The organism is Oxalicibacterium sp., assembly GCF_057353965.1.
This window is the reverse complement of sequence record NZ_JBMQZD010000003.1, coordinates 145,256-171,591: the sequence shown is the minus strand read 5'-3', so window position 1 is coordinate 171,591 and position 26,336 is coordinate 145,256. Positions and strand designations below refer to the sequence as shown.

23 protein-coding genes, 1 tRNA gene and 1 other RNA gene are annotated in these 26,336 nt (G+C 60.4%); 11 read left to right on the top strand and 14 right to left on the bottom strand.

Features of this window, described 5'->3' with window-relative positions; genetic code table 11:
• Positions 1-7 precede the first annotated feature (7 nt).
• From ACO1VH_RS05930 to ACO1VH_RS05915, 4 genes are all read right to left on the bottom strand, one after another.
• A complete protein-coding gene (locus tag ACO1VH_RS05930; protein ID WP_486243415.1) occupies positions 8-529 on the bottom strand; it encodes a phosphatidylglycerophosphatase A family protein in 522 nt (173 codons plus the stop codon).
• Complete coding sequence (gene thiL / locus ACO1VH_RS05925; protein ID WP_486243413.1) at positions 526-1,494, bottom strand: thiamine-phosphate kinase; 969 nt, start codon at positions 1,492-1,494, stop codon at positions 526-528. Before thiL ends, ACO1VH_RS05930 begins: the two co-directional genes overlap by 4 nt.
• A gap of 108 nt (positions 1,495-1,602) precedes the next feature.
• The gene (locus tag ACO1VH_RS05920) at positions 1,603-2,787 is read right to left on the bottom strand and encodes an FAD-dependent oxidoreductase (RefSeq protein ID WP_486243411.1); all 1,185 of its coding nucleotides are present in this window, start codon (positions 2,785-2,787) and stop codon (positions 1,603-1,605) included.
• Positions 2,788-3,023: 236 nt separating this feature from the next.
• Positions 3,024-3,191 carry a hypothetical protein gene (locus tag ACO1VH_RS05915; protein WP_486243409.1) on the bottom strand — a complete coding sequence of 56 codons (168 nt, stop codon included), beginning with the start codon at positions 3,189-3,191 and terminating at the stop codon, positions 3,024-3,026.
• Between the two features lie 228 nt (positions 3,192-3,419).
• On the opposite strand from ACO1VH_RS05915, the gene ACO1VH_RS05910 reads away from it, so the two are divergent.
• Positions 3,420-5,732, top strand: a complete 2,313-nt coding sequence (locus ACO1VH_RS05910; RefSeq protein WP_486243407.1) for an NADP-dependent malic enzyme — start codon at positions 3,420-3,422, stop codon at positions 5,730-5,732.
• Positions 5,733-5,826: 94 nt separating this feature from the next.
• On the opposite strand, the gene ACO1VH_RS05905 is transcribed toward ACO1VH_RS05910, so the two are convergent.
• Positions 5,827-6,747 carry a 5'-nucleotidase gene (locus ACO1VH_RS05905; RefSeq protein WP_486243404.1) on the bottom strand — a complete coding sequence of 307 codons (921 nt, stop codon included), beginning with the start codon at positions 6,745-6,747 and terminating at the stop codon, positions 5,827-5,829.
• Between the two features lie 89 nt (positions 6,748-6,836).
• On the opposite strand from ACO1VH_RS05905, the gene ACO1VH_RS05900 reads away from it, so the two are divergent.
• Positions 6,837-7,217, top strand: a complete 381-nt coding sequence (locus ACO1VH_RS05900) for a YkvA family protein (protein ID WP_486243402.1) — start codon at positions 6,837-6,839, stop codon at positions 7,215-7,217.
• 141 nt (positions 7,218-7,358) lie between these two features.
• Here the strand turns inward: ACO1VH_RS05900 and ACO1VH_RS05895 are convergent, their stop codons facing one another.
• Positions 7,359-7,619 carry a hypothetical protein gene (locus tag ACO1VH_RS05895; protein ID WP_486243400.1) on the bottom strand — a complete coding sequence of 87 codons (261 nt, stop codon included), beginning with the start codon at positions 7,617-7,619 and terminating at the stop codon, positions 7,359-7,361.
• 276 nt (positions 7,620-7,895) lie between these two features.
• Here ACO1VH_RS05895 and ACO1VH_RS05890 point away from each other — a divergent pair, with 276 nt between their 5' ends.
• Entirely contained in the window at positions 7,896-8,348 is a 453-nt protein-coding gene (locus tag ACO1VH_RS05890) for an Rrf2 family transcriptional regulator (protein WP_486243398.1), read from the top strand.
• An 85-nt stretch (positions 8,349-8,433) separates the two neighbouring features.
• On the top strand, positions 8,434-9,630 hold the full coding sequence (gene hmpA, locus ACO1VH_RS05885; RefSeq protein ID WP_486243396.1) for an NO-inducible flavohemoprotein: 1,197 nt from the start codon (positions 8,434-8,436) through the stop codon (positions 9,628-9,630).
• 100 nt (positions 9,631-9,730) lie between these two features.
• On the opposite strand, the gene ACO1VH_RS05880 is transcribed toward hmpA, so the two are convergent.
• Positions 9,731-11,446, bottom strand: coding sequence for a methyl-accepting chemotaxis protein (locus ACO1VH_RS05880; RefSeq protein WP_486243394.1), 1,716 nt, complete (start codon positions 11,444-11,446; stop codon positions 9,731-9,733).
• A gap of 71 nt (positions 11,447-11,517) precedes the next feature.
• Positions 11,518-12,012, bottom strand: coding sequence for a chemotaxis protein CheW (locus tag ACO1VH_RS05875; RefSeq protein ID WP_486243392.1), 495 nt, complete (start codon positions 12,010-12,012; stop codon positions 11,518-11,520).
• A 356-nt stretch (positions 12,013-12,368) separates the two neighbouring features.
• On the opposite strand from ACO1VH_RS05875, the gene ACO1VH_RS05870 reads away from it, so the two are divergent.
• Together ACO1VH_RS05870 and ACO1VH_RS05865 are read left to right on the top strand one after the other, a co-directional pair.
• Positions 12,369-12,674, top strand: a complete 306-nt coding sequence (locus tag ACO1VH_RS05870; protein WP_486243390.1) for a helix-turn-helix domain-containing protein — start codon at positions 12,369-12,371, stop codon at positions 12,672-12,674.
• Between the two features lie 26 nt (positions 12,675-12,700).
• Positions 12,701-12,994 carry a hypothetical protein gene (locus tag ACO1VH_RS05865; RefSeq protein ID WP_486243388.1) on the top strand — a complete coding sequence of 98 codons (294 nt, stop codon included), beginning with the start codon at positions 12,701-12,703 and terminating at the stop codon, positions 12,992-12,994.
• A gap of 265 nt (positions 12,995-13,259) precedes the next feature.
• Here the strand turns inward: ACO1VH_RS05865 and ACO1VH_RS05860 are convergent.
• From ACO1VH_RS05860 to trxA, 6 genes are all read right to left on the bottom strand, one after another.
• A tRNA-Leu gene (locus ACO1VH_RS05860) sits at positions 13,260-13,344 on the bottom strand.
• A 198-nt stretch (positions 13,345-13,542) separates the two neighbouring features.
• Positions 13,543-14,406 (bottom strand): hypothetical protein, encoded by an 864-nt coding sequence (locus tag ACO1VH_RS05855; protein WP_486243386.1) that lies wholly within the window; start codon positions 14,404-14,406, stop codon positions 13,543-13,545.
• Between the two features lie 303 nt (positions 14,407-14,709).
• Positions 14,710-16,440, bottom strand: coding sequence for an ArnT family glycosyltransferase (locus ACO1VH_RS05850; protein ID WP_486243384.1), 1,731 nt, complete (start codon positions 16,438-16,440; stop codon positions 14,710-14,712).
• Positions 16,441-16,715: 275 nt separating this feature from the next.
• Positions 16,716-16,979 (bottom strand): type B 50S ribosomal protein L31, encoded by a 264-nt coding sequence (locus ACO1VH_RS05845; RefSeq protein ID WP_486243382.1) that lies wholly within the window; start codon positions 16,977-16,979, stop codon positions 16,716-16,718.
• A gap of 267 nt (positions 16,980-17,246) precedes the next feature.
• Positions 17,247-18,512 (bottom strand): transcription termination factor Rho, encoded by a 1,266-nt coding sequence (gene rho / locus ACO1VH_RS05840; protein WP_486243380.1) that lies wholly within the window; start codon positions 18,510-18,512, stop codon positions 17,247-17,249.
• Between the two features lie 126 nt (positions 18,513-18,638).
• The gene (trxA, locus tag ACO1VH_RS05835; RefSeq protein WP_188420137.1) at positions 18,639-18,965 is read right to left on the bottom strand and encodes a thioredoxin TrxA; all 327 of its coding nucleotides are present in this window, start codon (positions 18,963-18,965) and stop codon (positions 18,639-18,641) included.
• Between the two features lie 320 nt (positions 18,966-19,285).
• On the opposite strand from trxA, the gene ACO1VH_RS05830 reads away from it, so the two are divergent.
• The 5 genes from ACO1VH_RS05830 to ssrS all read left to right on the top strand — a co-directional run bounded on the left by ACO1VH_RS05830 (position 19,286) and on the right by ssrS (position 26,330).
• Positions 19,286-21,979 (top strand): PD-(D/E)XK nuclease family protein, encoded by a 2,694-nt coding sequence (locus tag ACO1VH_RS05830; RefSeq protein WP_486243378.1) that lies wholly within the window; start codon positions 19,286-19,288, stop codon positions 21,977-21,979.
• Complete coding sequence (locus tag ACO1VH_RS05825) at positions 21,979-25,290, top strand: UvrD-helicase domain-containing protein (RefSeq protein WP_486243376.1); 3,312 nt, start codon at positions 21,979-21,981, stop codon at positions 25,288-25,290. The genes ACO1VH_RS05830 and ACO1VH_RS05825 overlap by 1 nt, the downstream gene beginning before the upstream one ends.
• Before the next feature lie 295 nt (positions 25,291-25,585).
• Positions 25,586-25,801, top strand: coding sequence for a DUF904 domain-containing protein (locus tag ACO1VH_RS05820; RefSeq protein WP_486243374.1), 216 nt, complete (start codon positions 25,586-25,588; stop codon positions 25,799-25,801).
• On the top strand, positions 25,798-26,109 hold the full coding sequence (locus ACO1VH_RS05815) for a cell division protein ZapA (RefSeq protein WP_486243373.1): 312 nt from the start codon (positions 25,798-25,800) through the stop codon (positions 26,107-26,109). Before ACO1VH_RS05820 ends, ACO1VH_RS05815 begins: the two co-directional genes overlap by 4 nt.
• Before the next feature lie 42 nt (positions 26,110-26,151).
• Positions 26,152-26,330, top strand: a non-coding RNA gene (gene ssrS, locus ACO1VH_RS05810) — 6S RNA.
• The last annotated feature ends 6 nt before the right edge of the window (positions 26,331-26,336 follow it).

Here is a 26,336-nt window from a genome sequence, read left to right as displayed (position 1 = left end):
GGTTTCCTTACAGCGCACGCCAGATGGCAAAGACCAGCAGCGTCATGAAGGCGGCGACCAGATCGTCGAGCATGACGCCGAAGCCGCCCTTGACCGTGCGGTCGAAGTGCTTGATCGGCTGCGGCTTGACCATGTCGAAGAAGCGGAACAACAGGAAAGCCCAGAACTGTGTCCACGCACTGGTCGGCGTGACGAACAGCATCACCAGCCAGATCGCGACGATCTCGTCCCATACCATGCTGCCGTGATCGGGTACGCCCAGGTCGCGGCCCGTTTTCGCGCACGCCGGGATGCCGATCAGGAAGCCGACGATGACGATCAACAGCCAGTTTTCCGGCGTGAAGATGCCGGGCCAGCGTGACGATAGCACGTTGAACGACAGCCAGCCGAACAGCGTGCCGAAGGTACCGGGCATCGTGCGTGCGAGGCCGCTGCCGAATCCCTGCGCCAGCAGGTGCGCTGGATGTGCGAGCATGAAACTGGAGTTGGCGCGGACGGCGGTCGCGCGCGTGGATGCCTGTGCGGTCATGGTGAAGCGAAATGATCGAAAGAGGAAAGATGCAGGTCGAGTGCCTCGCCGCTGGCGTCGCACAGGCGTGTGCCGTGTTCCGCATCGATGGTGCCGATGCGCGTCACGGTCGTGCCGGCGGCAAGCGCTGCGCCGAGCACGTCGTCGCGGCGGGAAGCCGGCGCGGTAAAGCAGAGTTCGTAATCGTCGCCGCCGGCCAGCGTGAAGCGGCGGCGCAGTTCGGGCGACTGGCGTTGCAGCATCGGTCCGGCCGGTAATGCATCGACATTCAGCGTGGCACCGACGCGCGAGCGTTTCAGGATGTGGCCGAGATCACCGACCAGGCCGTCGGATACATCCAGCGCGGCGTGTGCGATGCCGCGCAATGCCAGTCCGAGCGCGACGCGCGGCTGCGGCGTATGCAGGCGGATTGCAGCTTCTGCCAGCGCATCGGCATCCAGCTGCTGTTCGCCATACAGCCTAGCCAGCGCCAGACGCGCATCGCCGAGCGAACCCGATATCCAGATGTCGTCGCCGGGCAGTGCGGCATCGCGCCGCAGTGCTTCGCCGACCGGGATGCGGCCGAAGACGGTGATGCAGATGTTCAGTGGCCCCTTGGTCGTATCGCCGCCGATCAGTTCACAGTCGTGCGCATCGGCCAGCGCGAACAGGCCGCGTGAGAATTCGGCCAGCCATGCTTCGTCGATGCTGGGCAGCGACAGTGCCAGCGTGAAGGCGACCGGTTCCGCGCCCATCGCGGCAAGATCGGAAAGGTTGACTGCCAGCGACTTGTGTCCGAGCTTGAACGGATCGGCACCGGCGAAGAAATGGCGACCTTCCACCAGCATGTCGGACGAGATCGCCAGCTGCATGCCGGCTTCCTGCGCCAGCAACGCGCAATCGTCGCCGATGCCGAGCATGGCACGGTTCTTGGGATGGGAGGGGCGCACGAAATAGCGTGCGATCAGATCGAATTCGGACAGCATGCGACCAATTGTACAGAAGGCGGATGAAGAAACGCCGCCAATCTCGAGCGAACGAAGCCGGCGGCGCAGTGCGAAAAGCGGCGGATTGGATACCGCGTCTATGCTTTTTTATTCGCCGCTTTTCTTGCCCAGCGCGCCCAGCAGTTCCTGGCGGATCGCATTGTCATGCGGCGACACGCCGAAGCCGGCCATCGCGCCGCCGGCTTCGTAGAAGCGGCAGACGGTCTTGCCGTTGACGATTTCGTCCTGCCATTTTCCCTCGGCGACCAGATGCGGTGCCGGCGCGATCAGCGCGAGCGGATAGCTTGGCGTCTTGATCAGTACCGGCGACGGTTTCAGGTCGATCTCCGTGCGTTCGCCGCTCAGTGTGCGGGCGATCGCGCGGCCGGCGGTCATGATGGGAGCGATATAGGGCAGCGTGCGGGTTGCGCCGTCGGGGAAGGTGTATTCGGCGCAGTCGCCAATCGCATAGACATCCGGTGCGCTGGTCTGGCCGGCAGCGTCGATGACGATGCCACGATTGGTCTTCAGTTGCGCGGCGTGCGCCAGACGCAGATCGGGGCGCAGGCCGACAGCGGACAACACGACATCGGCTTCTACCGTGCTGCCGTCGGCCAGTTCGACGCGCAGGTCGGTATCTGCCTGCACCACGCTTTCGGCGACGGTGTTCAGGCGGAATTGCACGCCGCGAGCGGACAGTGCCGTCTGCAGTCCGGCCGACAGCGCCGGTGCAGCCAGCGCCGCCAGCGCGCGTGCGCTCGGATCGATCAGCGTGACGGCATGGCCGGCGCCGGCCAGATCGTCGGCGAATTCGCAACCGATCAGACCGGCACCGAGGATGGCGACGCGCACTGGCGACGCGTTTTTCGTCGAGCGCAGCTGTTCGCGGAAGGTCGCGTAGTCGTCGATGTGATTGACGGACAGCACGCGATGCGCGGCGTCGCCCTTGATGTCGAGACGGATCGGTTGCGCGCCGACTGCCAGCACCAGCTTGTCGTATTCGACGACGCCGGAACTGGTATCGATTTTCTTCGCCTGCGTATCGATGCCGTTGACGGTGACATTGGTCATCAGCGTCGCGTTCAGCTGTTCGGCCATCTGCGTGGCGCCCTGCGTGACCAGCTGCTGTGCTTCCTTGTTCTGCGCGAACGCATTCGACAGCATCGGCTTCGAATAGAAGCCGCCGCCATCGGCGGTGATCATGATCAGCGGGGTTTCTTTATTCAGTTTGCGGAATTCGCGTGCGACGGTATAGCCGGCCAATCCTGCGCCGACGATGATGATCGGTTTCATTGTCTTCCTGATGTCGATGCCGTGTCGGATGCAAGCCGGACACGGCCGTTCATATTGCGGGCATGCGCACGGCGCCTGCCTCGGTCTTCGTCCGCGCCAGACGAAGCATCAGAAAGTGATGCACGTTGCGGAAAGGCGCGGCAACGTTCGGCATGCGGCGGGTTTTTCTTGTCGGGTTGCCTGCCGCGTGTCGATCATTGCCGTCATCTTACCGTGTTCCGTTGCCGGTACGCCAATCAGGAGAGGTCGCCGTAGGCATCCTCGACGGTATCGCGTGCGGGTTCAGGCGCTTTTTGCGCATTGGCGCCGCGTTGCTGTTCGCGATGGCGGGTCTGGTTTTCAGGCGGGGCCGTTTTGGTATCGGCTTGGCGTTTGGCAGTGAAGAGGCGAGCTTGGCCGGACATCTTTTTCTCCTTGCATGAATTGCATGATCATGAAAAACCGGCGCCGATTTCAAATGTTGGCGCCCTACAGAAGAAATAGGGGCGAGCTATGGGAATCCTAAATTGATAGTTTTTATGCGGGCGATAGCTTGATGGTTTGTACACAGACCTCATGCAACGCCTTCAGTGCAACACTGATAGTCCGCTGATAGAATGAAATTCCCTCTTTTTACAAGGACGTGGCACGGTATGGATTCGAACCTCGACAAGAAAGAAGAAATGCGCCTCAAACTGAGACAGGCGGCACTCGAATACCACGAATTTCCCACGCCCGGCAAAATCAGCGTTACTCCCACCAAGCAAGTCACCAATCAGCGCGATCTGTCGCTGGCCTATACGCCAGGCGTTGCCGTAGCCTGCGAGGAAATCGCAGCCGATCCGGCCAATTCCTATCGCTACACGGCGCGCGGTAACCTCGTTGCAGTCATTACCAATGGCACGGCGGTACTTGGCCTTGGCAATATCGGCCCGGCGGCGGCCAAACCGGTGATGGAAGGCAAGGGCGTACTGTTCAAGAAATTCGCCGGTATCGACGTCTTCGATATCGAGATCAACGAAACCGATCCCGACAAGCTGATCGACATCATCGCATCGCTCGAACCGACATTCGGTGGCATCAATCTGGAAGACATCAAGGCGCCGGAATGTTTCGAGATCGAGCGCAGGCTGCGCGAACGCATGAAGATTCCGGTCTTCCACGACGATCAGCACGGCACGGCAATCATCGTCGCCGCTGCCATGCTGAACGGCCTGAAAGTGGTGGGTAAGGACATTCGCAAAAGCAAACTGGTCGTGTCCGGCGCTGGTGCGGCTGCGCTCGCCTGCCTGGACATGATGCTGGATCTGGGCTTCGTGCGCGAGAACATCTATGTTACCGATCTGGCCGGTGTGGTGTATCAGGGACGCGTCGAACTGATGGATCCCGCGAAGGAAAAATTTGCGCAGAAGACCGATGCGCGCACGCTGGCGGATGTGATTGCCGGCGCAGACATTTTCCTCGGCCTGTCCGCCGGTGGCGTGCTGAAGCCGGAAATGGTGGCGTCCATGGCGGAACGACCGCTGATCATGGCGCTGGCCAATCCGACACCGGAAATCCTGCCCGAGGAAGTGCGCGCCGTGCGCAGCGATGCGGTGATCGCGACCGGTCGTTCCGACTATCCGAACCAGGTCAACAATTCGCTCTGCTTTCCGTACATCTTCCGCGGTGCGCTCGATTGCGGGGCCACCACGATTACACGTGCAATGGAAATCGCGGCGGTGCACGCGATCGCCGATCTGGCGCAGGCCGAGCAGTCGGATATCGTGGCCACTGCCTACGGCATCACCAACCTCAGCTTCGGCCCCGACTATTTCATCCCGATGTCGTTCGATCCGCGCCTGATGACCAGGATTGCGATGGCTGTTGCCAAGGCGGCGCAGGAAGACGGTGTGGCGGCGCGGCCGATCGCCGACATGGAAGCCTATGCGGATCGCCTGCAGCAATTCGTCTACCGCAGCGGCACCTTCATGAAGCCGATCTTCAATATTGCGAAGACCACTCCTTCCGCGTCGAAGCGTATCGTCTTTGCGGAAGGCGAGGAAGAAAGCGTGCTGCGTGCGGTACAGGTGGTAGTCGACGAAAAACTGGCGACGCCTATCCTGATCGGCCGGCCGGCCGTGCTGGCGCAACGCATCGAACGCTTCGGCCTGCGCATCAAGCCGGATGTCGATTTCACCATCATCAATCCGGAACATGACGACCGCTATCGCGATTTCTGGGAAACCTATCTGTCGATGACGCGCCGCAAGGGTGTGACCGAGCAGTACGCGCGGCTGGAAATGCGCCGCCGCCACACCTTGATCGGTGCGATGGCGATTCACAAGAACGATGCGGACGGCATGATCTGCGGCACGTATGGCAGCAACAACCTGCATCTGCATTACATCGAACAGGTGCTGGGCAAGCGTGCAGGCGTGAACGTGTATGGCGCAATGAATTGCCTGATCCTGTCGGACCGCCAGTTGTTCCTGGTCGATACGCATGTCAACGAGAATCCGACTGCGGAACAACTGGCGGAGATCACGTTGCTGGCGGCGGAAGAGATGCGCCGTTTCGGTCTGGTGCCTTACGTGGCGCTGCTGTCGCATTCGAATTTCGGCAGTGCCGACAGCGAATCGGCGCAGAAAATGCGCCGCGTGCGCGAGCTGGTGCGGCATCGTGCGCCCGAACTGGAAATCGACGGCGAGATGCATGGCGACATGGCGCTCAATGCCGCGCTGCTGAAAAAGGCAATGCCGGATACGACGTTGAAGAACGATGCGAACCTGCTGGTTTTGCCCAACATCGACGCCGCCAACATCGCGTACAACCTGTTGAAGACCACCGTCAGCGCGAACGTGGCGATTGGTCCGATCCTGCTCGGTTGCAACAAGCCGGTGCATATCCTGACGCCATCGGCGACAGTGCGTCGCATCGTCAACATGACGGCGCTGTGCGTGGCGGACGCGGTGGCCGAACGCTGATCGAACGGCATCAGAACGAAACGCCAGAAACTAAAAAGCCGCTTCCGTGCAAACGGAGGCGGCTTTTTCATTGGACGTCGGCATCAGGCTGGTGTCAGGCTTTCTTCACTTCCTTCAGTTCGATGCGCGACGGTACGCGGCCGGTCTGCACATAGGTCGACGCGCGTTCGCAATGGCCGGGCTGATCGTCGAAGAACATGTGCGGCTTGAAGGCGGCCAGCACGTCGGATTTCGATACGCCGCCCATGAAGAAGGTCTCGTCGATCGTCACGTCCCACGCACGCAGCGTGCGGATCACACGTTCGTGCGCCGGCGACGAACGCGCGGTGACCAGTGCAGTGCGGATCGGTGCGGACGATACGTGCTTGAAGTTGTTCTGGATATAGGACAACGCCTTCAGCAGCCGCGCGAACGGTCCTTCCGGCAGCGGTTTCAATGCATTTTCGCGCTCGTGGTTTTCGAAGGCTTCGATGCCCTGCGTTTGGTAGATGCGTTCCGATTCGTCGGAGAAGATGACGGCGTCGCCGTCGAAGGCGATGCGGATCTGATCCAGCTCCTCGAAGGCGTTGGCGGGTTTTTGATACAGCAGCGCGGCGGCGGTGCCGGAATCGATTGCCGCCTGCACGTCATCCTCGTGCAGCGACAGGAACAGGCTGACGTTGAAGGCGCGCAGATACGGCGCCAGCGATGCGCCGCCGGACAGCACGGCGCGCGTGATGTCGAGGCCGTAATGCTCGATCGAATGAAAGATGCGCAACGAGGTTTCGGTCGAATTGCGCGACATGATGACGACTTCGACCAAGCGCTGGCCCGGCGCCAGTTCGTTCAGTTTCAGCAGCGCGCGCACCAGCGCAAAGCCGGCGCCGGCTTTCAGGATTTCGTTCTCGTTGTCGATCTGGTGCTGGCGATAGCTTTCCAGGCCGCGGGTGCGGAAGATGGCTTCTTCCGCTTCGAGATCGAACAGGGCGCGGGATGAAATGCCGACTACCAGCAGTCGGTCGAGGGAAACGGGCATGGCGAAATTCCTGATGCAGGGACAAGACGATTCATTATAAGCATCCGGAGCCCGTACAATTGCTGGTCTATCGTCAGGGAAGGAATGAAATGAGACAGAGATTGCGCGATTGGGCACGCCGCCTGAAGCGCGACATCGTCATGCTGTGGTTTGCGCGGAAGCATCCGGATACGCCGCTGCACGCGCGCCTGCTGTGCATCGCAGCTGTGCTGTACACGTTGAGTCCGATCGATCTGGTGCCGGACTTTATCCCGGTGCTTGGCTATCTGGACGACGTATTGCTGGTGCCGGCGCTGATCTGGCTGGCGATACGTTTGTTGCCGCCGCACGTCGTGCAGGTCTGCCGCGAGCGCGCCAGCGAATGGATGGCTGTACAAGGTGAAAAACCGAAAAGCCTGATCGGAGCTGCGCTCGTCGTTGTCGTGTGGATTGTGCTGGCCTGGTTATGCTGGCGCTGGCTGGCAAAGTAGCGCGGCGCGAAAAACCAAGGGAGCGGTGCGGGTAGAATAGTCGGCCGGTATGGAGAGCCGGCGGCAGAAGCGAAATGCCGGCGAAACACCGCCGGCATGCACGAAGATGGGGAAAATGCGCCGCGATGGTGCGGCGAGCAATCACTTCTGGGGTTCTTCATCGTCCTTGTAGAAGGACGTACGTGGCGTACGCGTAGCGCGCTGCAGCTTCTTCAGGCCTGCCTTGGTGCCGAGATACGCAGCCGCCAGACAGTACAGCAATGACATCCAGCCGAGATAGTAAAGGCCGAGGAACGGCAGCACGATCACCAGTATCGTCGCGAACAGATCGCGCCGGTTTATCGTGATCAGATAGTGCGAGATCGCGTAGACGATGAAGAGTCCGATGAAGCCGATCAGCATGTTGTGTCCCCTGTATGGTTTTGCTTGGTGCGGATATTGCTACATTCTAGCATCGGCAGTTTGCCGGTCCGATGTTTGCAAGGACGATTTATGCAGGGATTGGCAGCATGACAAGTGCTGCCGATCGAGAGAATGCCAGGTATCAATCGGCGCAAAAACGGGAATAAAGCAGGCAGGGAAACAAGCAAGAAAACAGGCAATAGCAACGGGAATAAATTTGTTGCTTTTAAAATGCATATTTAATAGAATGGTGATCGTCGTGGAGGGCACTGACCGATGAAGTTGACCCGGTTCTCAGATATCGGATTGCGCGTGCTGATGTACTTGGCAAAGGAAACGCGCACGCCGCCGGTAACGGTGTCCGAGGTTTCGCAGCAGTTCGACGTACCGCACAACCATCTGGTCAAGGTCGTCGGCACGATGGCGAAGATGGGCTGGATCGATGCAGTGCGCGGCCGTAACGGCGGCATCCGGCTCGCGACCGACGCCAGCAGCCTGCGCATCGGCGGCGTGCTGCGGGTGCTGGAAGGCGACAACGAGGCGGTCGATTGCGAAGGCATCGGTTGCCGCTTGTCAGGCGATTGCCGGCTGCGCGCAATACTACGCGACGGCATCGAGGCGTTTTACAGCGCCATGGATGAATACACGCTGGCCGACATTGTCGACGGCAATACCGGCGAATACATCGTGAAGATGCACCGCAGTTTCACGATGGGTCGCGCGGCCTAGATCAAGCAGTAGAAGTGTCGAGACCCTTCGGGGTCTTTTTCGGAGTTTTAAAGTTGCATTTTAAATGCCACAAAAAGGAGTGTTCATGTTATCCGCAGCATCCCGTCCGTACATCGACGCAAGCGTTCCAGTCCTTCGCGAACATGGTCTGACCATTACCAAGGTGTTCTATCAAGACCTGTTCGAAAACTACCCGCATCTGCGCAATACCTTCAATGCCGGCAACCAGGCCAGCGGCGCACAACAGCAGTCGCTCGCATCGGCCGTGTTTGCCTACGCGGCGAACATCGACAACGCCGCCGCGCTGGCGCCGGTGATTTCGCGCATCGTGCACAAGCACGTGTCGCTGGGTATCACCGCAGCCTACTATCCGATCGTTGGCCATCATCTGCTGGGCGCAATCAAGAAGGTGCTGGGTGATGCAGCGACGCCAGAACTGATCGAAGCCTGGGCAGAAGCTTACGGCTTGCTGGCAAAGGCGCTGATCGAAGAAGAAAGCAAGCTGTACGCGGAAGCCGGCATCATTCCGGGCGCGCTATTCAACATGCGCGTCACCGAAATCAGCAAGGAAAGCGAACTGGTCAAGTCGTTCACGATGGTGCCGCTGGATGGCGTGGCGCTGCCTTCATTCAAGCCGGGCCAGTACGTGAGTGTGGCGGTGCAACTGCCGAGCGGTATGCGCCAGCTGCGCCAGTACAGCCTCTCCGATGCGCCGGATCGCCAGCATCTGCGCATCTCGGTCAAGCGTGAAGTGGCAGGCGACGAAACGCCGGCCGGCGAAGTATCGAACTGGCTGCATGACAATGTGGAAGTCGGCAGCCTGCTGCAGGTCAGCAAGCCGTTCGGCGATTTTCTGCCGGAGACGGAGGGCGACGAGCCCATCGTGCTGCTGTCGGCCGGTATCGGCATCACGCCGATGATCTCGACCTTGAACCGTATCGCCGAGAAATCGCCGAAGCGCCGCGTGATCTTCGCGCATGCAGCGCGCCGCCAGGAGCATCATCCGCATCGTGCAGATCTCGAAAAGGCGAAGCAGCAGATGCCCAATCTGGAGAGCGTGACTTTCTACGAGGAAGATGCCGATGCGCATCCGGAAGTGCTGCCGGGCCGCATGCAGTTCAAGCAGCTGCCGAAATGGGATGTCGACAAGGCGAACATCTACATGTGCGGCCCGCTGCCGTTCATGCAGCAGCAATGGGCCGATCTGCTGGCGCATGGCGTGCCACAGGATCGCCTGCATCGCGAAGTGTTCGGCCCGGACATGCTGGATCATCTGATCTGACGATGCATTTCACCGGTACATGTCCGTGCCGGTGGCATAAAAAATCCGCCTTTGAGGCGGATTTTTTTATGCGCTGAAGTTTCGTGACGAAGCGTCGCGCTCAGAACTGTTCCCAGTCGTCTTCACTACCGGCTGCTGCAGCCGGTGCGCCATTGGCAACGCGTTGTGTCCTGGCAGGCGCCGCAGCGGTTTTTGGCACAGCCGGTGGCAGCGTCTTGTGGCGCGGCTGCAGGCTGACGACCTGCGCCGTCGGCGTTGTCGTCTGGTGATCGCCGACCTTGAACACGCTGACAGTGGCAGACAGTTTTGCCGCCTGTTCCTCCAGCGACGAGGCTGCCGCCGCCGCTTCTTCCACCAGCGCGGCATTCTGCTGCGTGACCTGATCCATCTGGCTGATCGCGGTGTTGACCTGCTCGATGCCGGCGCTCTGTTCCTGGCTGGCGGCGAGGATTTCGCTCATGATGTCGGTGACATGCTTGACGCTGTCGACCACTTCTTTCATCGTCACGCCGGCCTGTGCAACCAGCTTGCTGCCGGCATCGACCTTGTGCACCGAATCGTCGATCAGCGTCTTGATTTCCTTGGCGGCGGAGGCGGAGCGTTGCGCCAGACTGCGCACTTCGCTGGCGACGACGGCAAAGCCGCGTCCCTGTTCGCCGGCACGCGCCGCTTCGACTGCTGCGTTCAATGCGAGGATATTGGTCTGGAATGCAATGCCGTCGATGACGCCGATGATGTCGACGATTTTCTTGGCAGATGCATCGATCGATCCCATCGTATCGACGACTTCGGATACCACGCTGCCGCCGCGTGCGGCTACCTCGGAAGCGGAGATTGCCATCTGGTTGGCCTGGCGTGCATTGTCTTCGTTCTGCTTGACGGTGGATGTCAGCTCTTCCATCGACGATGCGGTTTCCTCCAGCGACGCAGCCTGCTGTTCGGTGCGGCTCGACAGGTCCATGTTGCCGGCGGCGATCTGCGTGGTTGCGGTGCCGATCGAGACGCTGCCCTCGCGCACGCGGGCCACGGTTTCCGTCAGGCGCTGCTGCATCTGTTGCAGGCCGCGCATCAGCCGGCCCATTTCGTTGTTCGATCTGATTTCGATCTTCGTCGTCAAATCGCCCGACGCGATCGCATCGAAATGCTGCAGCATTTCCTCGAGCGGACGATTGATCGCGCGGATCAGGAAGAAGGCGGAGATGGCGACGGCCAGCAGGCCGAACAGAACGCCGCCGATGGCCGCCATGCGGAACAGCGAGAACATGTGCTGGCTGTTTTCATAACCGACGGCGGCATTTTTCGTCTGCAGTTCGATCAGCGCGTTCGCGCTTTTGGACAGATCCTGATAAAGCGGCGACATTTTCGTCATCAGGATGCCGGTGGCTTCCTCGACCCGACCGGCACGCAGCGCGCCGATCAGTGCCTGATTGCCGTCTTTCAGATAGAGTCCGCGTTTTTCGCTGACTTCCTTCGCCAGACGGGTTTCCTCTTCGCCCTCCATCGGCAACGCCAGATATTTGTTCCAGGCGGCGTCGGACTCCGCATAGAAATTCTCGGCTCGCTTCAACTGGGCTTCGGCATTGGATGCGTGCGGTTCCATGGCGACGCGGTTGATCGCGGCGCGTGCCTGCAGCAGGCGGGTCAGCATCACGTTGATGGCGTCGGAAGACGGTAGCTCGTTCATGTACATGTGCTGCATGGTGGTATTGCTCGTTTGCAGGCCGATGACGCCCATTGCGCCGCCGACGATCAGCATGATGCCCATGAAGCCCATGGTCAGTAGCAGTCGCAACTTGATCGACACGTTTTTCAGCATGGTCCTTCCCTCCTTGGTTACAAGACGATTTCTTGCGTATGACGTTTATGCGGCGAATTCATGTGGCGAATTCATGCGGCGAATTTTTCGACCAGACCGAGCGCATCGGCGTCTACCAGCCTGTCGATGTCGAGCAGGATCAGCATGCGCTCGTCGAGTACACCGAGGCCGAGCAGGTGATCGGTGGCCACGGCCGCACCCATTTGCGGCGCCGGCCGTAATTGGTCGGGCGTCAGCGCGACGACGTCGGATACGCCGTCGACCACGATGCCGGCGATGCGCCCCAGGATGTTCAGGACAATGACGACGGTGAACTGGTCGTAGACCGGCTCGCCCAGGTTGAACTTGATCCGCATGTCGACGATTGGCACGATGGTGCCGCGCAGATTCAGTACGCCTTTCAGATAGGCCGGTGTGTTGGCCAGCTGCGTGACGGTTTCGTAGCCGCGCAATTCCTGCACGTTGCGCAGATCGATTCCGTATTCCTCCTGTCCAAGAGTAAAAGCCAGGAATTCCTGTTCGGCTGTCGGAGACGAGGGCGCATTTGCTTGCCGTGGCGATGGCATGTCTATCCTTTCAAGGGCAGATGGCGAGATGAAAAATCTCCTCGGGAAATTTTCCGGATACAGGGAAGCATGATTCGCCTGCCGGATTTGCGCCCAATTGAGTCGATGCACGCAAGCGCCGTGCGATTCCTTGCAAAAAGTCTCATCAACGACAAAAAGGAAACCGCTGGCAACAGGAGAAGAGAGCGCGCAAAATGGAAGTGTCGGCAGAAGGAGAGCGCCTCTGCCCGGCAATTCGATGTCGCCGCAAAGTATTGCTTCTGAGTAATTATTTACAGGGAGAAATACTACCAAATTGGTAGTATTTGGCACAAGGAAAACCTAGACGATTGTGTCTCATTCTTGATAAGACACGCATGTCGATTTTCGCCAAACGATTGAAAGAAGCGCGCCAGGATATGGGATGGTCGCAGGAGCGGCTGGGGATAGAAATCGGATTGGAAGAAGCCTCGGCCAGCACCCGGATGAATCGCTACGAACTCGGTAAACGCGCCCCCAACTGCGATCTGGTGCAACGCATCGCGATGGTGCTGGACCTTCCTGTATCTTATTTTTATGCCGCCAGCGACGAGGAAGCATGGTTGCTCGTCATGTTCCACCGAATGAATGCGCTTGAGCGCCAGAAAGTCTTGGAAACGGTGCGCGAACTGACACTGCATTAGAAAGCTGTCCGGCTGTAGCTCTGCTGTTGGTTGAACAGTTCGAACGAAATCGCGGTGAGCCAATAGAAGAGCTTCCAGCAGGGGGGCGAAGCGCCAGGAACATTGCCGGCAATGTCTCGTCGAACCTTGTTTGCGAGGAGGTCGCCATGGCGAACAAATCACCGAAGGCAGCAAGCGGCAAGAAGGAAAAATTACGGGAAGATCGCGGCATTCTCAAACCGCTGGCGGAAAACGGCTTGCCGCCCGGCATCAGCAAGCAACAGGCGGCAGATCCGGGAAATCAGACAGACAGGAAGCGGCCGGTCAAAAATGATTCCTGAAGCAGGATAGTTCTCGACGCAGAAAGCGGCTCTCTTTAGGGAGCCGTTTTTTTTGCTGCAAGAAGGAGAAATCGCTTCCCGATATCCCGTATCGATGGAGGAAGTCGCAATGAAGAAGATTCCCTGCATTGTGGGAGGATTGTGTGAAGCCGGTTACTCCGAGCGGTTACTCATTTACTTCTTCGTATATCGCAACCCGCCCGCAGCAAATGAAAAAGGCGGCTCCCGATGAACAGGAGCCGCCTTCGTGCAACCAGTAATCTGGTGGTGCCGGGAGCCGGAATCGAACCGGCACGCCTTGCGGCGCGGGATTTTGAGTCCCGTGCGTCTACCAGTTCCGCCATCCCGGCAACGCAAGCCCGCTATTATGGAGGAATTGCCATTTCTGGGCAAGTTTTCCAGCACAAGACCTTTCGTCAGTGTTTAGTCCTGGAACATCGCACCGAAGTTACACAGGGCATTCAAATCTTTGCGCGAATGCATCCTGAATGGAAACGATAAGCCGCCAGAACTACCGTCCGAAGTTGAAATAAGCAGCCTGTTCGGTTTCAGCGACGATCATGCGCGCGACATTTATCCGTATTTATCGGCGGAATTGGCGGCGATGATGTGCGTGCACGGGTAAGGCGCGACGTTTGTACGCTTCTTCCCATTTCCTTTTTCTTTTCCCTTGTTTTCGGCTGCGTGTCGCCGGCAGGTGTGCGCATGCCGATGGCCCTTGTCAGGCGCTGCGTGTTCCAGCCGCTGCCGGCCAAGATCATGCGCGTCTGCAGTTGCTGGCGCGTGCGCTCGTCTATGCGCCGGCCGAGGAAGGTCAGTTCCTTGTCGCGCAGATCGGCATGGAACAGCGCGTATCGTTTCCCCAGCGTTTGCCAGAGCGCGTTGGCCGCGGTCGATTGCCGTGCGCCGCTGATGAGGCAGCGGCCGCCGTCCAGCCACCAGCGATAGACGGCGGTGGCGATGCCGAGGCGCTGGTAGGCGCGTGCGTATTTCGAATGCGCGGCGCGCAGATAGCGATCCTGTTTGCGGTTCAGTTCGACCAGCCGGTTGAAGACCGTATAGCCGGCGAGGCGGCCGGTGCGCGCATTGATCGCGTACACATAATGTTCGCCGTCGGCTTCACGGTAATGGAACACCATGCCAGGATAATCGACCGGGATGCGGTCCAGGCCGTGGAGAATGTCGTTTGGATCGCGCAGCCGGCGATCGAGGGTTGCGAGTTCTCTTTCGACTTCGCGCGGCGGCAGGTGGACATCGATGCGCAGGGCCAGGACGTTCCGGCAGACACGCGAGACGAGCGCAGCGCATGCGGCGAAATGTCGGGCGAAACCGGTCGGTGGAATGGTCGGCAAAAAACTGTGGACGAAGCCGTAGGTAGCAGGCTGCGACCTGCCGTGTAAAAGCATGAACATGGAATGCTCCCGAAGCGCGGCCGCCTTGCAAAAAAGGCGGCCGCCATCGCGCCTGTTTCAGGCCCGGCGATGGGAGTGGTGCGCTTGGAAAGTAAGAAGAAGTATCGCCGGGCTCAGGAATCTGCTGCCGGACAAAGGGCATAGCCCGTCGATACCTGCGCACGCGTGCAGCCGGCGGCCGTCAGGATGCGGTCGACGTTTGCTGCAATGGAGAGAGAAAAATGCGTGTGCATGGAACACAAGTGTAGGCGATTGCGCGATATCGGGCAAACCGCCTGTCGTATTCAGGCAAAGCCGATGAGATTATGGCGCTGCCTTGTCGCCGTAGATGCGGCGATACAGGCGGAAGCGCTCGTCCCTGTCGGACGCGCGGCGGCCGAGCCAGATCAGTTGCCATTGCTTGCCGTCGTAGGTTTTCACTTTCGGCGACTGGTTGCCGCGATGATGATCCTGCAGCAGCAGGTAATCGCAATTGCGTTCGTCGGGGCCGGCAAAGCGGATCTTGCCGAAGTAGGCGAACGACGCGCGTTGCGACGAGCCGACGTCGGTGGCGACGCAGCGCTTGACCGACGGCAGCTGCGCAGAGATATCGTGCGCGACGGTGGCATAGCTCTTGATGTAGTTACCCCATGGCAGCCACAGCGTCATCAGCAGCAGCCAGCACAGGATGATGCCGCCGGAAGACAGCACGACGGCGCGCCACAGCACCGACGGCCTGCGCGATACGCGCCAGTAGACGATCCAGATCCATGCAGCCGTCGCGGCAGTAGCGAACAGGAAGGTCAGCAAGCTGAATTCGGGTTTGAAGCCGGGCGCGATCTTGAAGGCGTTCTGTGCCAGCTTGGCCGGCCAGCCGGTCTGCTTGGCGATCCAGCCGATCCAGATGAAGACGGCACAAGTCGTCAACGTCATCACCGAGAACCAGTCGACAGCATTGATCGCGCCGCGTTTCATCGTCGGCAGACCGAAGGCGGCGAGCATCGCCAGCATCGGCAGTAGCGGCAGCAGGATGGTTTCCTCGCCTTTCGGGTTCAGCAGCGCCAGCAGCAGCAGTACGGCAAAGTAGGTCAGCGGCAATGTGATGTGCAGCGATTCGCGCTGGCGCCGCCAGGCGTAGACGGCCCAGATCGCGAACGGCCAGGCCGGCCAGGCGAACCAGATCACGTTCTTGTAGAAATACTGGAAGGTCGGCAGCGTCGGTGCGCCGATCTGCGTGGTGTTCCATGCCATCCACGCTTCGAATGCAGGCATGCCGGTCGACGTGAGCCAGGCGGCGATATACCAGCCGGCGGAGACCAGTGCAGTCAATGGCAGCGCGACCAGGATCAATCGCAGCAGCACGCCGCGTTCGCGTACCGAGGCCAGTGCGGCCACGCCCAGCCACAATGCGAGCGACGGTATCCACCCACGTGTCAGCGCCAGTAGGCCGAGCACGATGCCGAATGCAGCGGCGCTGGCGATCGAGCGCGACTCGAACAGGCGCGCTGTCGTATACAACGAGAAGGCGATCAATGAAACCTGCAGTGCATCGGATGTCGTGCTGTGACTGTGCACCAGCAAGCCGAGGCAGCCGAGATAGATCAGCAGCGCGCCGTCGGCCAGCGTGCGGCCGAAGTCGCGCGGCTCAGGCTGGCCGCCGAAGGCGAGCTTGTGCGGTTGCGCTTCGGAGCGGCGGCCGAGCAGATAGGTGCCGTACCACACCGAGGCCGAGCCGAGCAGAAAGAAGCAGATCGGCGCCATGCGCGCCGCCATCGGTTCGCCGAGCAGCCAGCCGAACAATTTGATGCACAGTGCGCCGAGCCAGAAGGCAAGCGGGCCTTCTTCCGTCATCGGCAGGCCGGCGACGTTGGGCGACAACCAGTCGGCCAGCGAGCCGTGCGCCATCGTCCACATGATGCCGAAGCCGGTGGCATCATCTGGTTTCCAGGGATCGCGGCCGATCAGGCCGGGCAGGATGTACAGCAGGCACAGTGCAAACAGCGCCCAGCGCGGCAGTGCAAGCGTGGCGGAGGCGGGGAGTCGGACTGGCTTCATGAAGGAGTGCTGTTTTATGTGGTTCGGCGCTATTGTGCCGCAAAACGTCCGTGCTCAGTGCACGATTGGCGGCCGGCATGCAGGAGTGCGGCCGGAACAGCACTGGAATTAGTGCAGCAGACCGGCAGGGAATCCAGGCAAAAAATCAAAGCGGAGAGTCAACGCAGAGAAGCAGAAGAGGAAGTCACGGCAGAACGTCGGGACAATCACTCGATGCAAAAAACCGAGGCAATAAAAAAGGCAGCCGGAGCTGCCTTCTTCGGACCACACAGAAATTACGACGTGGTGGTTTTCGAACCGACGGAGCCGAACTTCTTGCGGAACTTGTCGACGCGGCCGGCGGTATCGACGATCTTGTGCTTGCCGGTGTAGAAGGGGTGCGATTCCGACGACACCTCGATCTTGATCAGCGGGTATTCCTTGCCTTCGAATTCGATCGTTTCCTTGGTCTGGATCGTCGAACGGGTGATGAATTTGAAGTCGTTGGACATGTCTTGGAACACGACTTCACGGTAATCCGGGTGGATGCCTTCTTTCATTTTCTGCCTCAATGGTTTGGTAGCCAATCGTCACTTCGTCGGCCTGTACTGCTTCTTGGCCCGATTGTCGATCACTTGCCTGGTTGGAAATGGCCCGAAATTATACAATGAAATCAGCAGCTTGCGGCAAGCTGTCGTGCTGCCGGAAACAGCATTCGCGTTGTAATGTGGCGCAAACGGCCGGTTTTGCGGGAATCGATATCGTTTCGGCATGAAAAACGCCGCTCCGCGAGGCGGTAACGGCGTTTTCAGTGTGCGGGGCAGGAATCAGGAGCTGCCGCGGCGCATCATGTCGAAGAATTCGGCGTTGTTCTTGGTCGCCTTCATCTTGTCGAGGATGAATTCCATTGCCTCGATCTCGTCCATGTCGTACATCAGCTTGCGCAGCACCCAGATTTTCTGTAACTGGTCCGGCTTGATCAGCAATTCCTCGCGGCGCGTGCCCGATTTGCTCAGGTTGATCGCCGGGTAGACGCGCTTCTCGGCCAAGCGGCGTTCCAGGTGCACTTCCATGTTGCCGGTGCCTTTGAATTCTTCATAGATCACGTCGTCCATGCGGCTGCCGGTTTCGATCAGAGCGGTCGCGATGATGGTCAGCGAGCCGCCTTCCTCGACATTACGCGCGGCACCGAAGAAACGCTTCGGACGCTGCAACGCGTTGGCGTCGACGCCGCCGGTCAGCACCTTGCCCGAAGCCGGGATCACGGTGTTGTACGCACGTGCCAGACGCGTGATCGAATCCAGCAGGATCACGACGTCCTTTTTCATCTCGACCAGGCGCTTGGCTTTTTCCAGCACCATTTCCGCAACCTGCACGTGGCGCGTCGCCGGTTCGTCGAAGGTCGATGCGACGACTTCGCCGCGCACCGAGCGCTGCATTTCCGTCACTTCTTCCGGACGTTCGTCGATCAGCAGCACGATCAGCGCCGCTTCCGGATGGTTGGTCGTGATCGCATGCGCGATGTGCTGCAGCATGACCGTCTTGCCGGATTTCGGCGGCGCCACCAGCAGGCCGCGCTGACCTTTGCCGATCGGCGCGATCAGATCGATGATGCGGCCGGTGATGTTTTCCTCGCCGCGCATTTCGCGTTCGAGATGCAGCAGTTTGTTCGGGTGCAGCGGTGTCAGGTTTTCGAACAGGATGCGGTTTTTCGACGCTTCCGGCGGCTCGCCGTTGACCTTGTCCACTTTGACCAGTGCGAAATAGCGTTCGCCGTCCTTCGGCGTGCGCACCTCGCCTTCGATCGAATCGCCGGTGTGCAGGTTGAAGCGGCGGATCTGCGACGGCGAGATGTAGATATCGTCGGTGGAAGCCATGTAGCTGGCGTCCGGCGAGCGCAGGAAGCCGAAGCCGTCCGGCAGCACTTCAAGGGCGCCGTCTCCGAAAATCTGTTCGCCGCCCTTGGCGCGTTTCTTCAGGATGGCGAACATCAGTTCCTGTTTGCGCATGCGCGCGGCGTTGTCGATGTCGAGGCTGATAGCCATGTCGAGCAGTGCGGAGACGTGTAACGCCTTGAGTTCGGATAAATGCATGGTGATCGGACTTCCCGGAGCGGGAGATAAATAAGGTGGGGGAGGGAACTGCGCGGTGTGCGTTGTTGCTGCGTCTACGAATCACCACGATGCGGGCGCATCGCGGTGTGCTTGGGTCAAACTATATCAGATGTTGCCGTCGATGAAAGCGGTCAACTGGCCTTTTGCCAGTGCGCCGACTTTCTGTGCTGCCGGAGCGCCATTCTTGAACAGGATCAGCGTCGGAATGCCACGGATGCCGAACTTGGCCGGAATGGCCTGGTTGGCATCGACGTCCATCTTGGCGATCTGGATTTTGCCGGCGTATTCCTTGGCGACATCTTCCAGGATCGGGGCAATCATTTTGCAAGGGCCGCACCATTCGGCCCAGAAATCGACCAGAACGGGTTTGTCGGATTTCAATACGTCGGTATCAAAGGACGCATCGCTGATATGTTTGATGTTTTCGCTCATGTTTGCCTCGATTTGAGGAGAAAGGAAATGAAACGGCGCCTTGGCGACAATGTGCCTGTCGTTTGCAACGCCCCGGACACTCAGATGGAGACGATGCAATTCAATTCAAGTTCCGGGGGGACGACAGCAGATAATCAGGCGGGGTCTGGGCAAATCATAACCCATTTTATAAAAAGTGTGGCACGCCTCCGAAAATTTGCAGTCGCCTCGCATAGAATGCAAAACTTGCCTGTCGCGGTGACTGCCGCGGCTGTCCTTTTGCCGGTCTTTTCGCCATTCCGGACCTGAACGCGATTCAACTGCCCGATCACCGACCGCCGATGCCATTCACAGTCGTCACGATTCCGCCATCTGCTGCTTTCTGGGATGAGGCTGCGCGCCGCATGCTGGATAGCGACGATGCGCGCGATGCATCGGACCTGTCCGGCTTGCGCGTGCTGGTGCCGACGTTCGAACATCTGCAACTGCTGAAACAGGCGCTGACACGCCGTATCGGCAATGCTTTCATTCCGCCGACGATCACGACGCTGTCGGCTGCGCTCGGCTTGCTGCCGCCTGCCGGCGCAACGGCCGTCGCATCCAGTGAACGGCTGATGTCGCTCTATGCGCAACTGCGCCAGCATGGCTGGCTGAAGAAATTGTTTGCCGCGCGCCGCAATACCGATCTGCTGCCATTGGCGGAAACGCTGCTGACCCTGTCCGACGAACTGACGCAGGCGATGCTGCCGTCATTGCAGGCAACACCGGAGGATGCGGATGCGCGCTGGCAGCAGGCGCTCGAGCAATTGTCGCCGGTGGCGCGTCATCTGTTGTCGGACGAAACACAACTGGTCTGGACCATCTGGAAAAGCCAGCTCGATGCCGGCGATGCGAATGTCGTGCGCTTCGTGCAGATGATGAAGCTGGCGGAACACGCGCGCCAGCCGCTGTTCTGGATCAGTCCGGTTGAACCGGATGCGATGGAGCAGGCATTTCTCGACGCCTATGCGCAGCGGCAGGATGTCGTCGCGATGACGCTGGACTGGAATGCTGCATCGGTTGCGCCCGTGCATGCGAAGGCATGGCCGGAAATGCTGGTCGACGTCGCGCAGGGCGATGACGGAATTAGCGTCGATGGTGAAGATAAAGCCGCGCTCGCCATGCCGGGGCTCGCGCTGTATCCGGCGCAGCATCTGGAAGACGAGGCGCGCGCCGGTGCACAGACCATCATCGACTGGCTGTTGCAGGGAAAGGAGCGCATTGCCATCGTCGCGCAGGATCGCGTCGTCGCACGCCGCATACGCGCATTGCTGGAACGTGCGCAGATTCATGTCGCCGATGAAACCGGCTGGAAGCTGTCGACCACGCGTGCCGCCGCCGCGATTGCTGCGTGGCTGGAACTGGTTGCGTCGCGCGCGGAGACGGTCAATCTGCTCGACTTTCTCAAATCGCCTTTCGTGTTCGCCGACGTTGCGGAAAAAGCCGATCTCGTGATGACGGCCGAGATCGCGCTGCATCGCGATAACGTGCTTGGCGGATGGGATGCGGCCGATGCCGCGCTCGCCGCCATGCCCGATGCGCAGCGCATGGTTGCTGCGCTGGCGCAGCAGGCGGCGCAGTTTGCCGGTCGCAAGTCGCTATGCGCATGGCTGGGCGTCACCGATGCGGCATTGCGCGCGCTCGGCATGCGCGATGCAATGCAGGCCGATGCGGCTGGTGCGCAAGTAATGCAGCTGCTGCAGGCCATCGCGGAAGAATGCGAAAACATCGATCACGATTTTTCGTTCGCCGAATGGCGCGCCTTCATCGATCTGCAACTGGAAGCGACGGCTTTCGTGCAGGCCAACCATGACCGTCGCGTCGTCATGTTGCCGCTGAACGGTGCGCGCCTGCGCAGCTTCGATGCGGTGCTGCTGGTCGGCGCCGATGCCGATCACTTGCCGTCGCGTCCGGTCGAAACCTTGTTCTTTGCCAATACGGTGCGGCGCGAACTCGGCCTCGCCACACGCGAGAGCCGGCAGCGTCAGCAGTTGCGCGACGTGGTCGAACTGCTGACGGCGAACGATTGCGTCGTCATGTCGTGGCAAACGCATCGCAACGGCGAACCGAATCCGATGAGTCCGTGGCTGGAACGGCTGGAACTGACGCTGGCACAGGCCGGCGCTGCGCCGCTGCAGCGGCACGACATAAAAATTGCACCGCGCACGATGACGGCGACGCCGCCGTTCATGCCTGCGCCGCAAGCCGCCGCGCTGCGGCCGGCAAAACTGTCGGCCAGCGCCTACAACAGCCTGGTCGCCTGTCCCTATCAATTCTTCGCCACGCGCATGCTGGGATTGTCCGGCCTCGACGAATTGTCGGAGATGCCGGAGAAGCGCGACTACGGCGATTGGCTGCATCGCATCCTTGCGCAATTCCATCAGGCGCTGCAGCAGCAGACGGTTCCGCCCGATGAGCGTGCGGCGTTGCTGGAGGAAATTTCCGAACGCATCTTCCGTGACGAATTGAAGAAGAGCGCAGCCGCGCTCGGCTATTACGCGCGCTGGAAGAAAACGATGCCGGCCTATCTGGCGTGGGTGGAAGAGCGCGAAGCCGCCGGTTGGCATTTCGTGTTCGGCGAACAGCGCTTCGAGAAACTGCTGCAATGGGACGATGGCGAAATCCTGCTGCACGGTCGTATCGATCGCGTCGATGAAAACGACGATGGTGCGCGCAGCGTGCTGGACTACAAGAGCACGAACCGTACCGTTTTGTCGGAACGTTTGAAGCAGGGCGAAGATCAGCAGTTGCCGTTCTATGGTCTGCTGTCCGACGCACCGCTAGAGGCTGCTGCCTACGTGCCGCTGGAAGCGACCAAGGAACGCATACGCGAAACGGAAGCCGACGATTACGCACGCTGGCAGCAGATGCTGGAGCAGCGCATCGTGGACAGCATGCGCGGCATCGACGAAGGCGCGCCGCTGCCGGCGAGCGGACCGGAATCGGTCTGCCGTTATTGCGATGTGCGCGGCCTGTGCCGCAAGGGAGCGTGGTGATGGACGAGCGGCAGACTGTGCCACGCGCCTACGAGATCGACGGCGAAGCGGCCGAAGCCGCGCGCTTCGTCAGCGTCGCCTGCGATCCGGCGCGCTCGGTCGTCGTCGAAGCCTGTGCCGGCAGCGGCAAGACCTGGCTGCTGGTGGCGCGCATCCTGCGCCTGCTGCTGGCCGGCGCAGAACCGTCATCGGTGCTGGCGATCACGTTCACGCGCAAGGCTGCGCAGGAAATGCACGAACGCCTGCTGCTGTTGCTGCATCAGCTGGCGCTGGCATCAGACGACGAAGCAGCAACGCTGCTGCGCGAACGCGGCGTGCCGGAACGCGAACTGGCGGCAGCGCTGCCGCAGGCACGCGCATTGTACGAACGCGTATTGCGCAGCGCGCAGCCGCTGTCGATCGATACTTTCCATAGCTGGTTCATGCGCTTGATCCAGATCGCGCCGCTGGCCTCCGGCGTGCCGCACGGCTATGCGCTGACGGAAGCGACCGGCGAACTGATGACAGAAGCCTATGGCCGCTTCATGCAGGCGATCAATCAGCCGGAGAATGCGACGTGGCGTGCGGCCTTGCTCGCGTTGTACGAACAGGTCGGCGATGCACGTGCGCGCAGCCTGCTCGATGCCTTCGTCGATAAGCGTGCCGAATGGTGGGCGGCGACGCAGCGCGGCGACAATCCGCTCGACTGGCTGCGTGCGCTGTGTGGCGACGATGCCGAATGCGATGCGCGGTTGTCGATCTGGAGCGATGATGCATTGCGCGCGCGCATCATGCGCATCGCGTCGCTGCTGGGACAGGGTACGGCGACCAATCAGAAACGCGCGGTTTCGATCGAGACCGCGATCAGCGCCGGTGCCGGTATCGAACAGTTCGATGCATTGCTGACGCAGTTCGTCGACGACAACGGCAAGCCGCGCGGCAACGGCGCGGCAAAGGGAAAACTGTGCGACGTGGTGCTGCGCAATCTCGGCGACGACGGCGTGCAGGCGTTCGAGACGGAATTCGAAGCGGTCGGTAACGCACTGAAACAGTTGGCGCTGCGTGCGAGTGAATGCATGGTGATTGCGCTCAACGAAGCGCTGTTCACCGTCGGCGCCGCCTATCTGGATATCTATCAGGCGGTGAAGGCCGAGCAGCGTGTCTTCGACTTCGCCGATCTCGAATGGCAGGCGTGGCGATTGCTGGCCGATAGCGAGCATGCGGCTTATCTGCAAAGCCGGCTCGATGCACGCTACCGCCATGTGTTGCTTGACGAATTCCAGGATACCAATCCGCTGCAATGGCAGATCGTGCAGGCTTGGCTGCGCGCCTATGGCGACGATGCGGCGCGGCCGTCGATGTTCGTCGTCGGCGATCCCAAGCAGTCGATCTACCGCTTCCGCCGCGCCGAACCGCGCGTGTTCGCCGCCGCGCGCGATGCGCTGATGCAGGATGGTGCCGCCTTCCTGCGCACCAACCAGACGCGCCGCAATGCCGCCGCGATCATCGCGGCACTCAACGAAAGTCTTGCCGCCAATTCGCTGTACCGTGCGCAGACCACGCTGGCCGGTAACGGCGGCGAAGTATGGCGCCTGCCATTGGCGCAGCAGGAAAGAAACGACAAGACGGCATGGACGCCGGAACAGTTACGCGATCCGCTGACGACCGCACGCGACGAAGAGGAAGACGCGCGCCGCCTGCAGGAAGGCCGCGCCGTCGCGCAGGCCGTATTGACGGCGAAGGAAGAACTGGGCGCCGACTGGTCCGACGTGATGCTGCTGGTCAGAAAGCGCACGCATCTGCAAGCATACGAGCGCGCGCTGCGCGAAGCCGGCATTCCGTTCGCTTCCGACAAGCGCGGCGGCCTGCTCGATTCGCTGGAAGTGGCCGATCTGATCGCGCTGCTGACTTTCCTGATCACGCCGCACGACGATCTGGCGCTGGCGCATGTGCTGAAGTCGCCGATGATGGGCGCGAACGACGACGAGTTGATCGCGCTCGCTCAGCGTAGCGAACGCACGTGGTGGACGCGGCTGCAGCATCGCGCGGCGGAAGCGGATGCATCGCCGCTGTTGCGGCGTGCCGCCTCGTTGCTGCGTGGCTGGCTTGACGTCGCGGCGCATCTGCCGGTGCACGATCTGGTCGATCGCATCCTGCATCAGGGCGACATCGTTGCGCGTTATGCGCAGGCGTCGTCGCCGCTGCAGCGCGGGCAGGTGCTGGGTAACATCGAAGCCTTCACCGAACTGGCGCTGAATCTGGATGCCGGCCGCTATCCGAGTTTGCCGAAATTCATCGATGCGTTGAAACGCTTGCGCAAGTCGGCCGACAACGACGCGCCTGACGAGGCTGACATCGATGCCGCGCTGGATGCAGTGCGCATTCTGACGATACACGGCGCCAAGGGGCTGGAAGCGCGCATCGTCGTGCTGCTCGACGCCAATCACAGCGAAGGCGCGCGCGACGATTTCGGCGTGCTGTGCGAATGGCAGGACACGGACGCGCCCACGCATTTTTCCGCGTTTGCACGCAAGGCGGAACGCGGTGTCGCGCGCGATGCCTTGTTCTCGGAAGAGGAAAAACTGAAGGCGCAGGAAGACTGGAATCTGCTGTATGTGGCGGCGACGCGTGCGCGCGATCTGTTGATTGTCAGCGGCGTGGCCGACCGGCGCAGCGCCGCGGCCGACGGCATGACGGCGGACAGCTGGTATGCGCGCTTCACGCAGGTGCCGCTATGGGATATCCCGATGGAACGGATGCCGGTGGATGCGTATAGTCGTCATGCTGCACCAGTATCGGCAGCGACGGGTGCGGAATTTACGCTGCCGCTGTTCGATCCGCCGGCGCTGCCGTCCTTGCAAGACGTGCCGCCGGTTTTTTCCAGCGAGGAAATCGACGAAGGCATCGCGCTGCACGCGCTGCTGGAAAGGGTGACGCACGTGCCGTCGTGGCCGATTGCGTTGCATGCGCCGGAAATCGTGGCGAAATGGCTGCGCTGCCCGCGGCAGACGGCGGATGTCATATGTATACAGGCGCAGGCGATCTTCGATAACCCGGAGCTGATGCGCTTCTTCGATCCGTCGCAGCATCGTTTCGCACGCAACGAGATGGAAATCGTCGGTGCGACCGGCACCGTGCGCTTCGACCGGCTGGTCATGTTCGACGACGAAGTCTGGATACTGGATTACAAGCGCCGCCTGCTGGACAGCGAGCGCGCCGATTACGCAGCGCAGCTGGAACGTTATCGTGCGGTGGCAAGGCATCTATTCCCGATGCTGGCGATTCGTACTGCACTGGTCACCGCCGACGGCAGCCTGATCGAAATGGCGTGATCGAAAAAGGAAGTGTGTGCCTTCCGTTCGAGGAACGGGTATCCATTCGGGAATATGACGGCATGCGTGGCCTGCGCGATTGCCGTGCAGGCAAACGATGCAAAACGTTCATCGAATGGCGACGCTTCACGCAAGCAGCAGGGTAAAGCCGGACGGCGCTGCCTGCGCGATGTTGTGTCGCGATTTATGCCGTTGTCATTCGTGCTTCATTCATACGTCATCCATCCGTAGCATTACGCGCCTATCGCGTAACGATTGGTTGACTGTCCGACACCGGCGAATCTATAGTGACGGGATGATTTCCGACTTTCAAGATCTTTCCGAAAAAATCAGCCAGCTGGCTGAATTGACCCAGGCGCTGCGTAGCGAAAACGCGGAATTGCGGATGCGCGCGGTATCGCTGGAGGCGGAAAATGCCGAACTGGCGCATCGCATGCAGCAGGCGCATGACCGTGTCGCCGCATTGCTGGAAAAGATTCCGGCACCTGCACAGGATGAGGAGCCCGCATGATCCAGCTTGACGTGACCATCATGGGCCAAGGTTACAAGCTCGCCTGCAAGGAAGGCGAGGAAGACGTGCTGCGCGAAGCCGTCGCGTATCTGGACGAAAAGATGACGGTGATTCGCGATGCCGGCAAGATCAAGGGCACCGATCGCATCGCCGTGATGGCGGCGCTGGGTGTGACGGCGGAATTGCTTTCGACCAAATCGCCGGACGGTCCGTTGTCCGGCATGTCGATTGTCGAGGTTCGGCAGAAAATCGCCGCGATGCATACCGTGCTGGACGGCGCACTCGCGCCACAGGAAAACCTGTTCTGATCGAAACAGCTTTTCCTGCGCGGACGATTGGAGTAAACTTCGAACTCCCTGCAGTGTTCGCCATTGCCATAAAATCCTTGAACCATTTCTGTGCACCGGCTACGGAAATTTGTTCGACGGGCGAGAGCGTCGCTAGTCCGATGAACCCGAAGTTGAACTAACTGTGGCCACCTGAACCTTATGGTTCGGGATGCCGGCAAAGCGGCACAGGCGGGGACTTACACGAT

Bases quoted from the DNA above. Each gene is read 5' to 3' on its own strand.
- ACO1VH_RS05905 (WP_486243404.1), bottom strand. From the start codon at position 6,747: ATGCCCGTTTCCCTCGACCGACTGCTGGTAGTCGGCATTTCATCCCGC.
- ACO1VH_RS05895 (WP_486243400.1), bottom strand. From the start codon at position 7,619: ATGCTGATCGGCTTCATCGGACTCTTCATCGTCTACGCGATCTCGCAC.
- ACO1VH_RS05890 (WP_486243398.1), top strand. From the start codon at position 7,896: ATGAAGTTGACCCGGTTCTCAGATATCGGATTGCGCGTGCTGATGTAC.
- hmpA (WP_486243396.1), top strand. From the start codon at position 8,434: ATGTTATCCGCAGCATCCCGTCCGTACATCGACGCAAGCGTTCCAGTC.
- ACO1VH_RS05820 (WP_486243374.1), top strand. From the start codon at position 25,586: ATGATTTCCGACTTTCAAGATCTTTCCGAAAAAATCAGCCAGCTGGCT.
- ACO1VH_RS05900 (WP_486243402.1), top strand. From the start codon at position 6,837: ATGAGACAGAGATTGCGCGATTGGGCACGCCGCCTGAAGCGCGACATC.
- ACO1VH_RS05880 (WP_486243394.1), bottom strand. From the start codon at position 11,446: ATGCTGAAAAACGTGTCGATCAAGTTGCGACTGCTACTGACCATGGGC.
- ACO1VH_RS05920 (WP_486243411.1), bottom strand. From the start codon at position 2,787: ATGAAACCGATCATCATCGTCGGCGCAGGATTGGCCGGCTATACCGTC.
- ACO1VH_RS05850 (WP_486243384.1), bottom strand. From the start codon at position 16,440: ATGAAGCCAGTCCGACTCCCCGCCTCCGCCACGCTTGCACTGCCGCGC.
- ACO1VH_RS05845 (WP_486243382.1), bottom strand. From the start codon at position 16,979: ATGAAAGAAGGCATCCACCCGGATTACCGTGAAGTCGTGTTCCAAGAC.
- ACO1VH_RS05930 (WP_486243415.1), bottom strand. From the start codon at position 529: ATGACCGCACAGGCATCCACGCGCGCGACCGCCGTCCGCGCCAACTCC.
- ACO1VH_RS05815 (WP_486243373.1), top strand. From the start codon at position 25,798: ATGATCCAGCTTGACGTGACCATCATGGGCCAAGGTTACAAGCTCGCC.
- ACO1VH_RS05830 (WP_486243378.1), top strand. From the start codon at position 19,286: ATGCCATTCACAGTCGTCACGATTCCGCCATCTGCTGCTTTCTGGGAT.
- thiL (WP_486243413.1), bottom strand. From the start codon at position 1,494: ATGCTGTCCGAATTCGATCTGATCGCACGCTATTTCGTGCGCCCCTCC.
- ACO1VH_RS05870 (WP_486243390.1), top strand. From the start codon at position 12,369: ATGTCGATTTTCGCCAAACGATTGAAAGAAGCGCGCCAGGATATGGGA.
- rho (WP_486243380.1), bottom strand. From the start codon at position 18,512: ATGCATTTATCCGAACTCAAGGCGTTACACGTCTCCGCACTGCTCGAC.
- ACO1VH_RS05915 (WP_486243409.1), bottom strand. From the start codon at position 3,191: ATGTCCGGCCAAGCTCGCCTCTTCACTGCCAAACGCCAAGCCGATACC.
- trxA (WP_188420137.1), bottom strand. From the start codon at position 18,965: ATGAGCGAAAACATCAAACATATCAGCGATGCGTCCTTTGATACCGAC.
- ACO1VH_RS05875 (WP_486243392.1), bottom strand. From the start codon at position 12,012: ATGCCATCGCCACGGCAAGCAAATGCGCCCTCGTCTCCGACAGCCGAA.
- ACO1VH_RS05855 (WP_486243386.1), bottom strand. From the start codon at position 14,406: ATGTTCATGCTTTTACACGGCAGGTCGCAGCCTGCTACCTACGGCTTC.
- ACO1VH_RS05825 (WP_486243376.1), top strand. From the start codon at position 21,979: ATGGACGAGCGGCAGACTGTGCCACGCGCCTACGAGATCGACGGCGAA.
- ACO1VH_RS05910 (WP_486243407.1), top strand. From the start codon at position 3,420: ATGGATTCGAACCTCGACAAGAAAGAAGAAATGCGCCTCAAACTGAGA.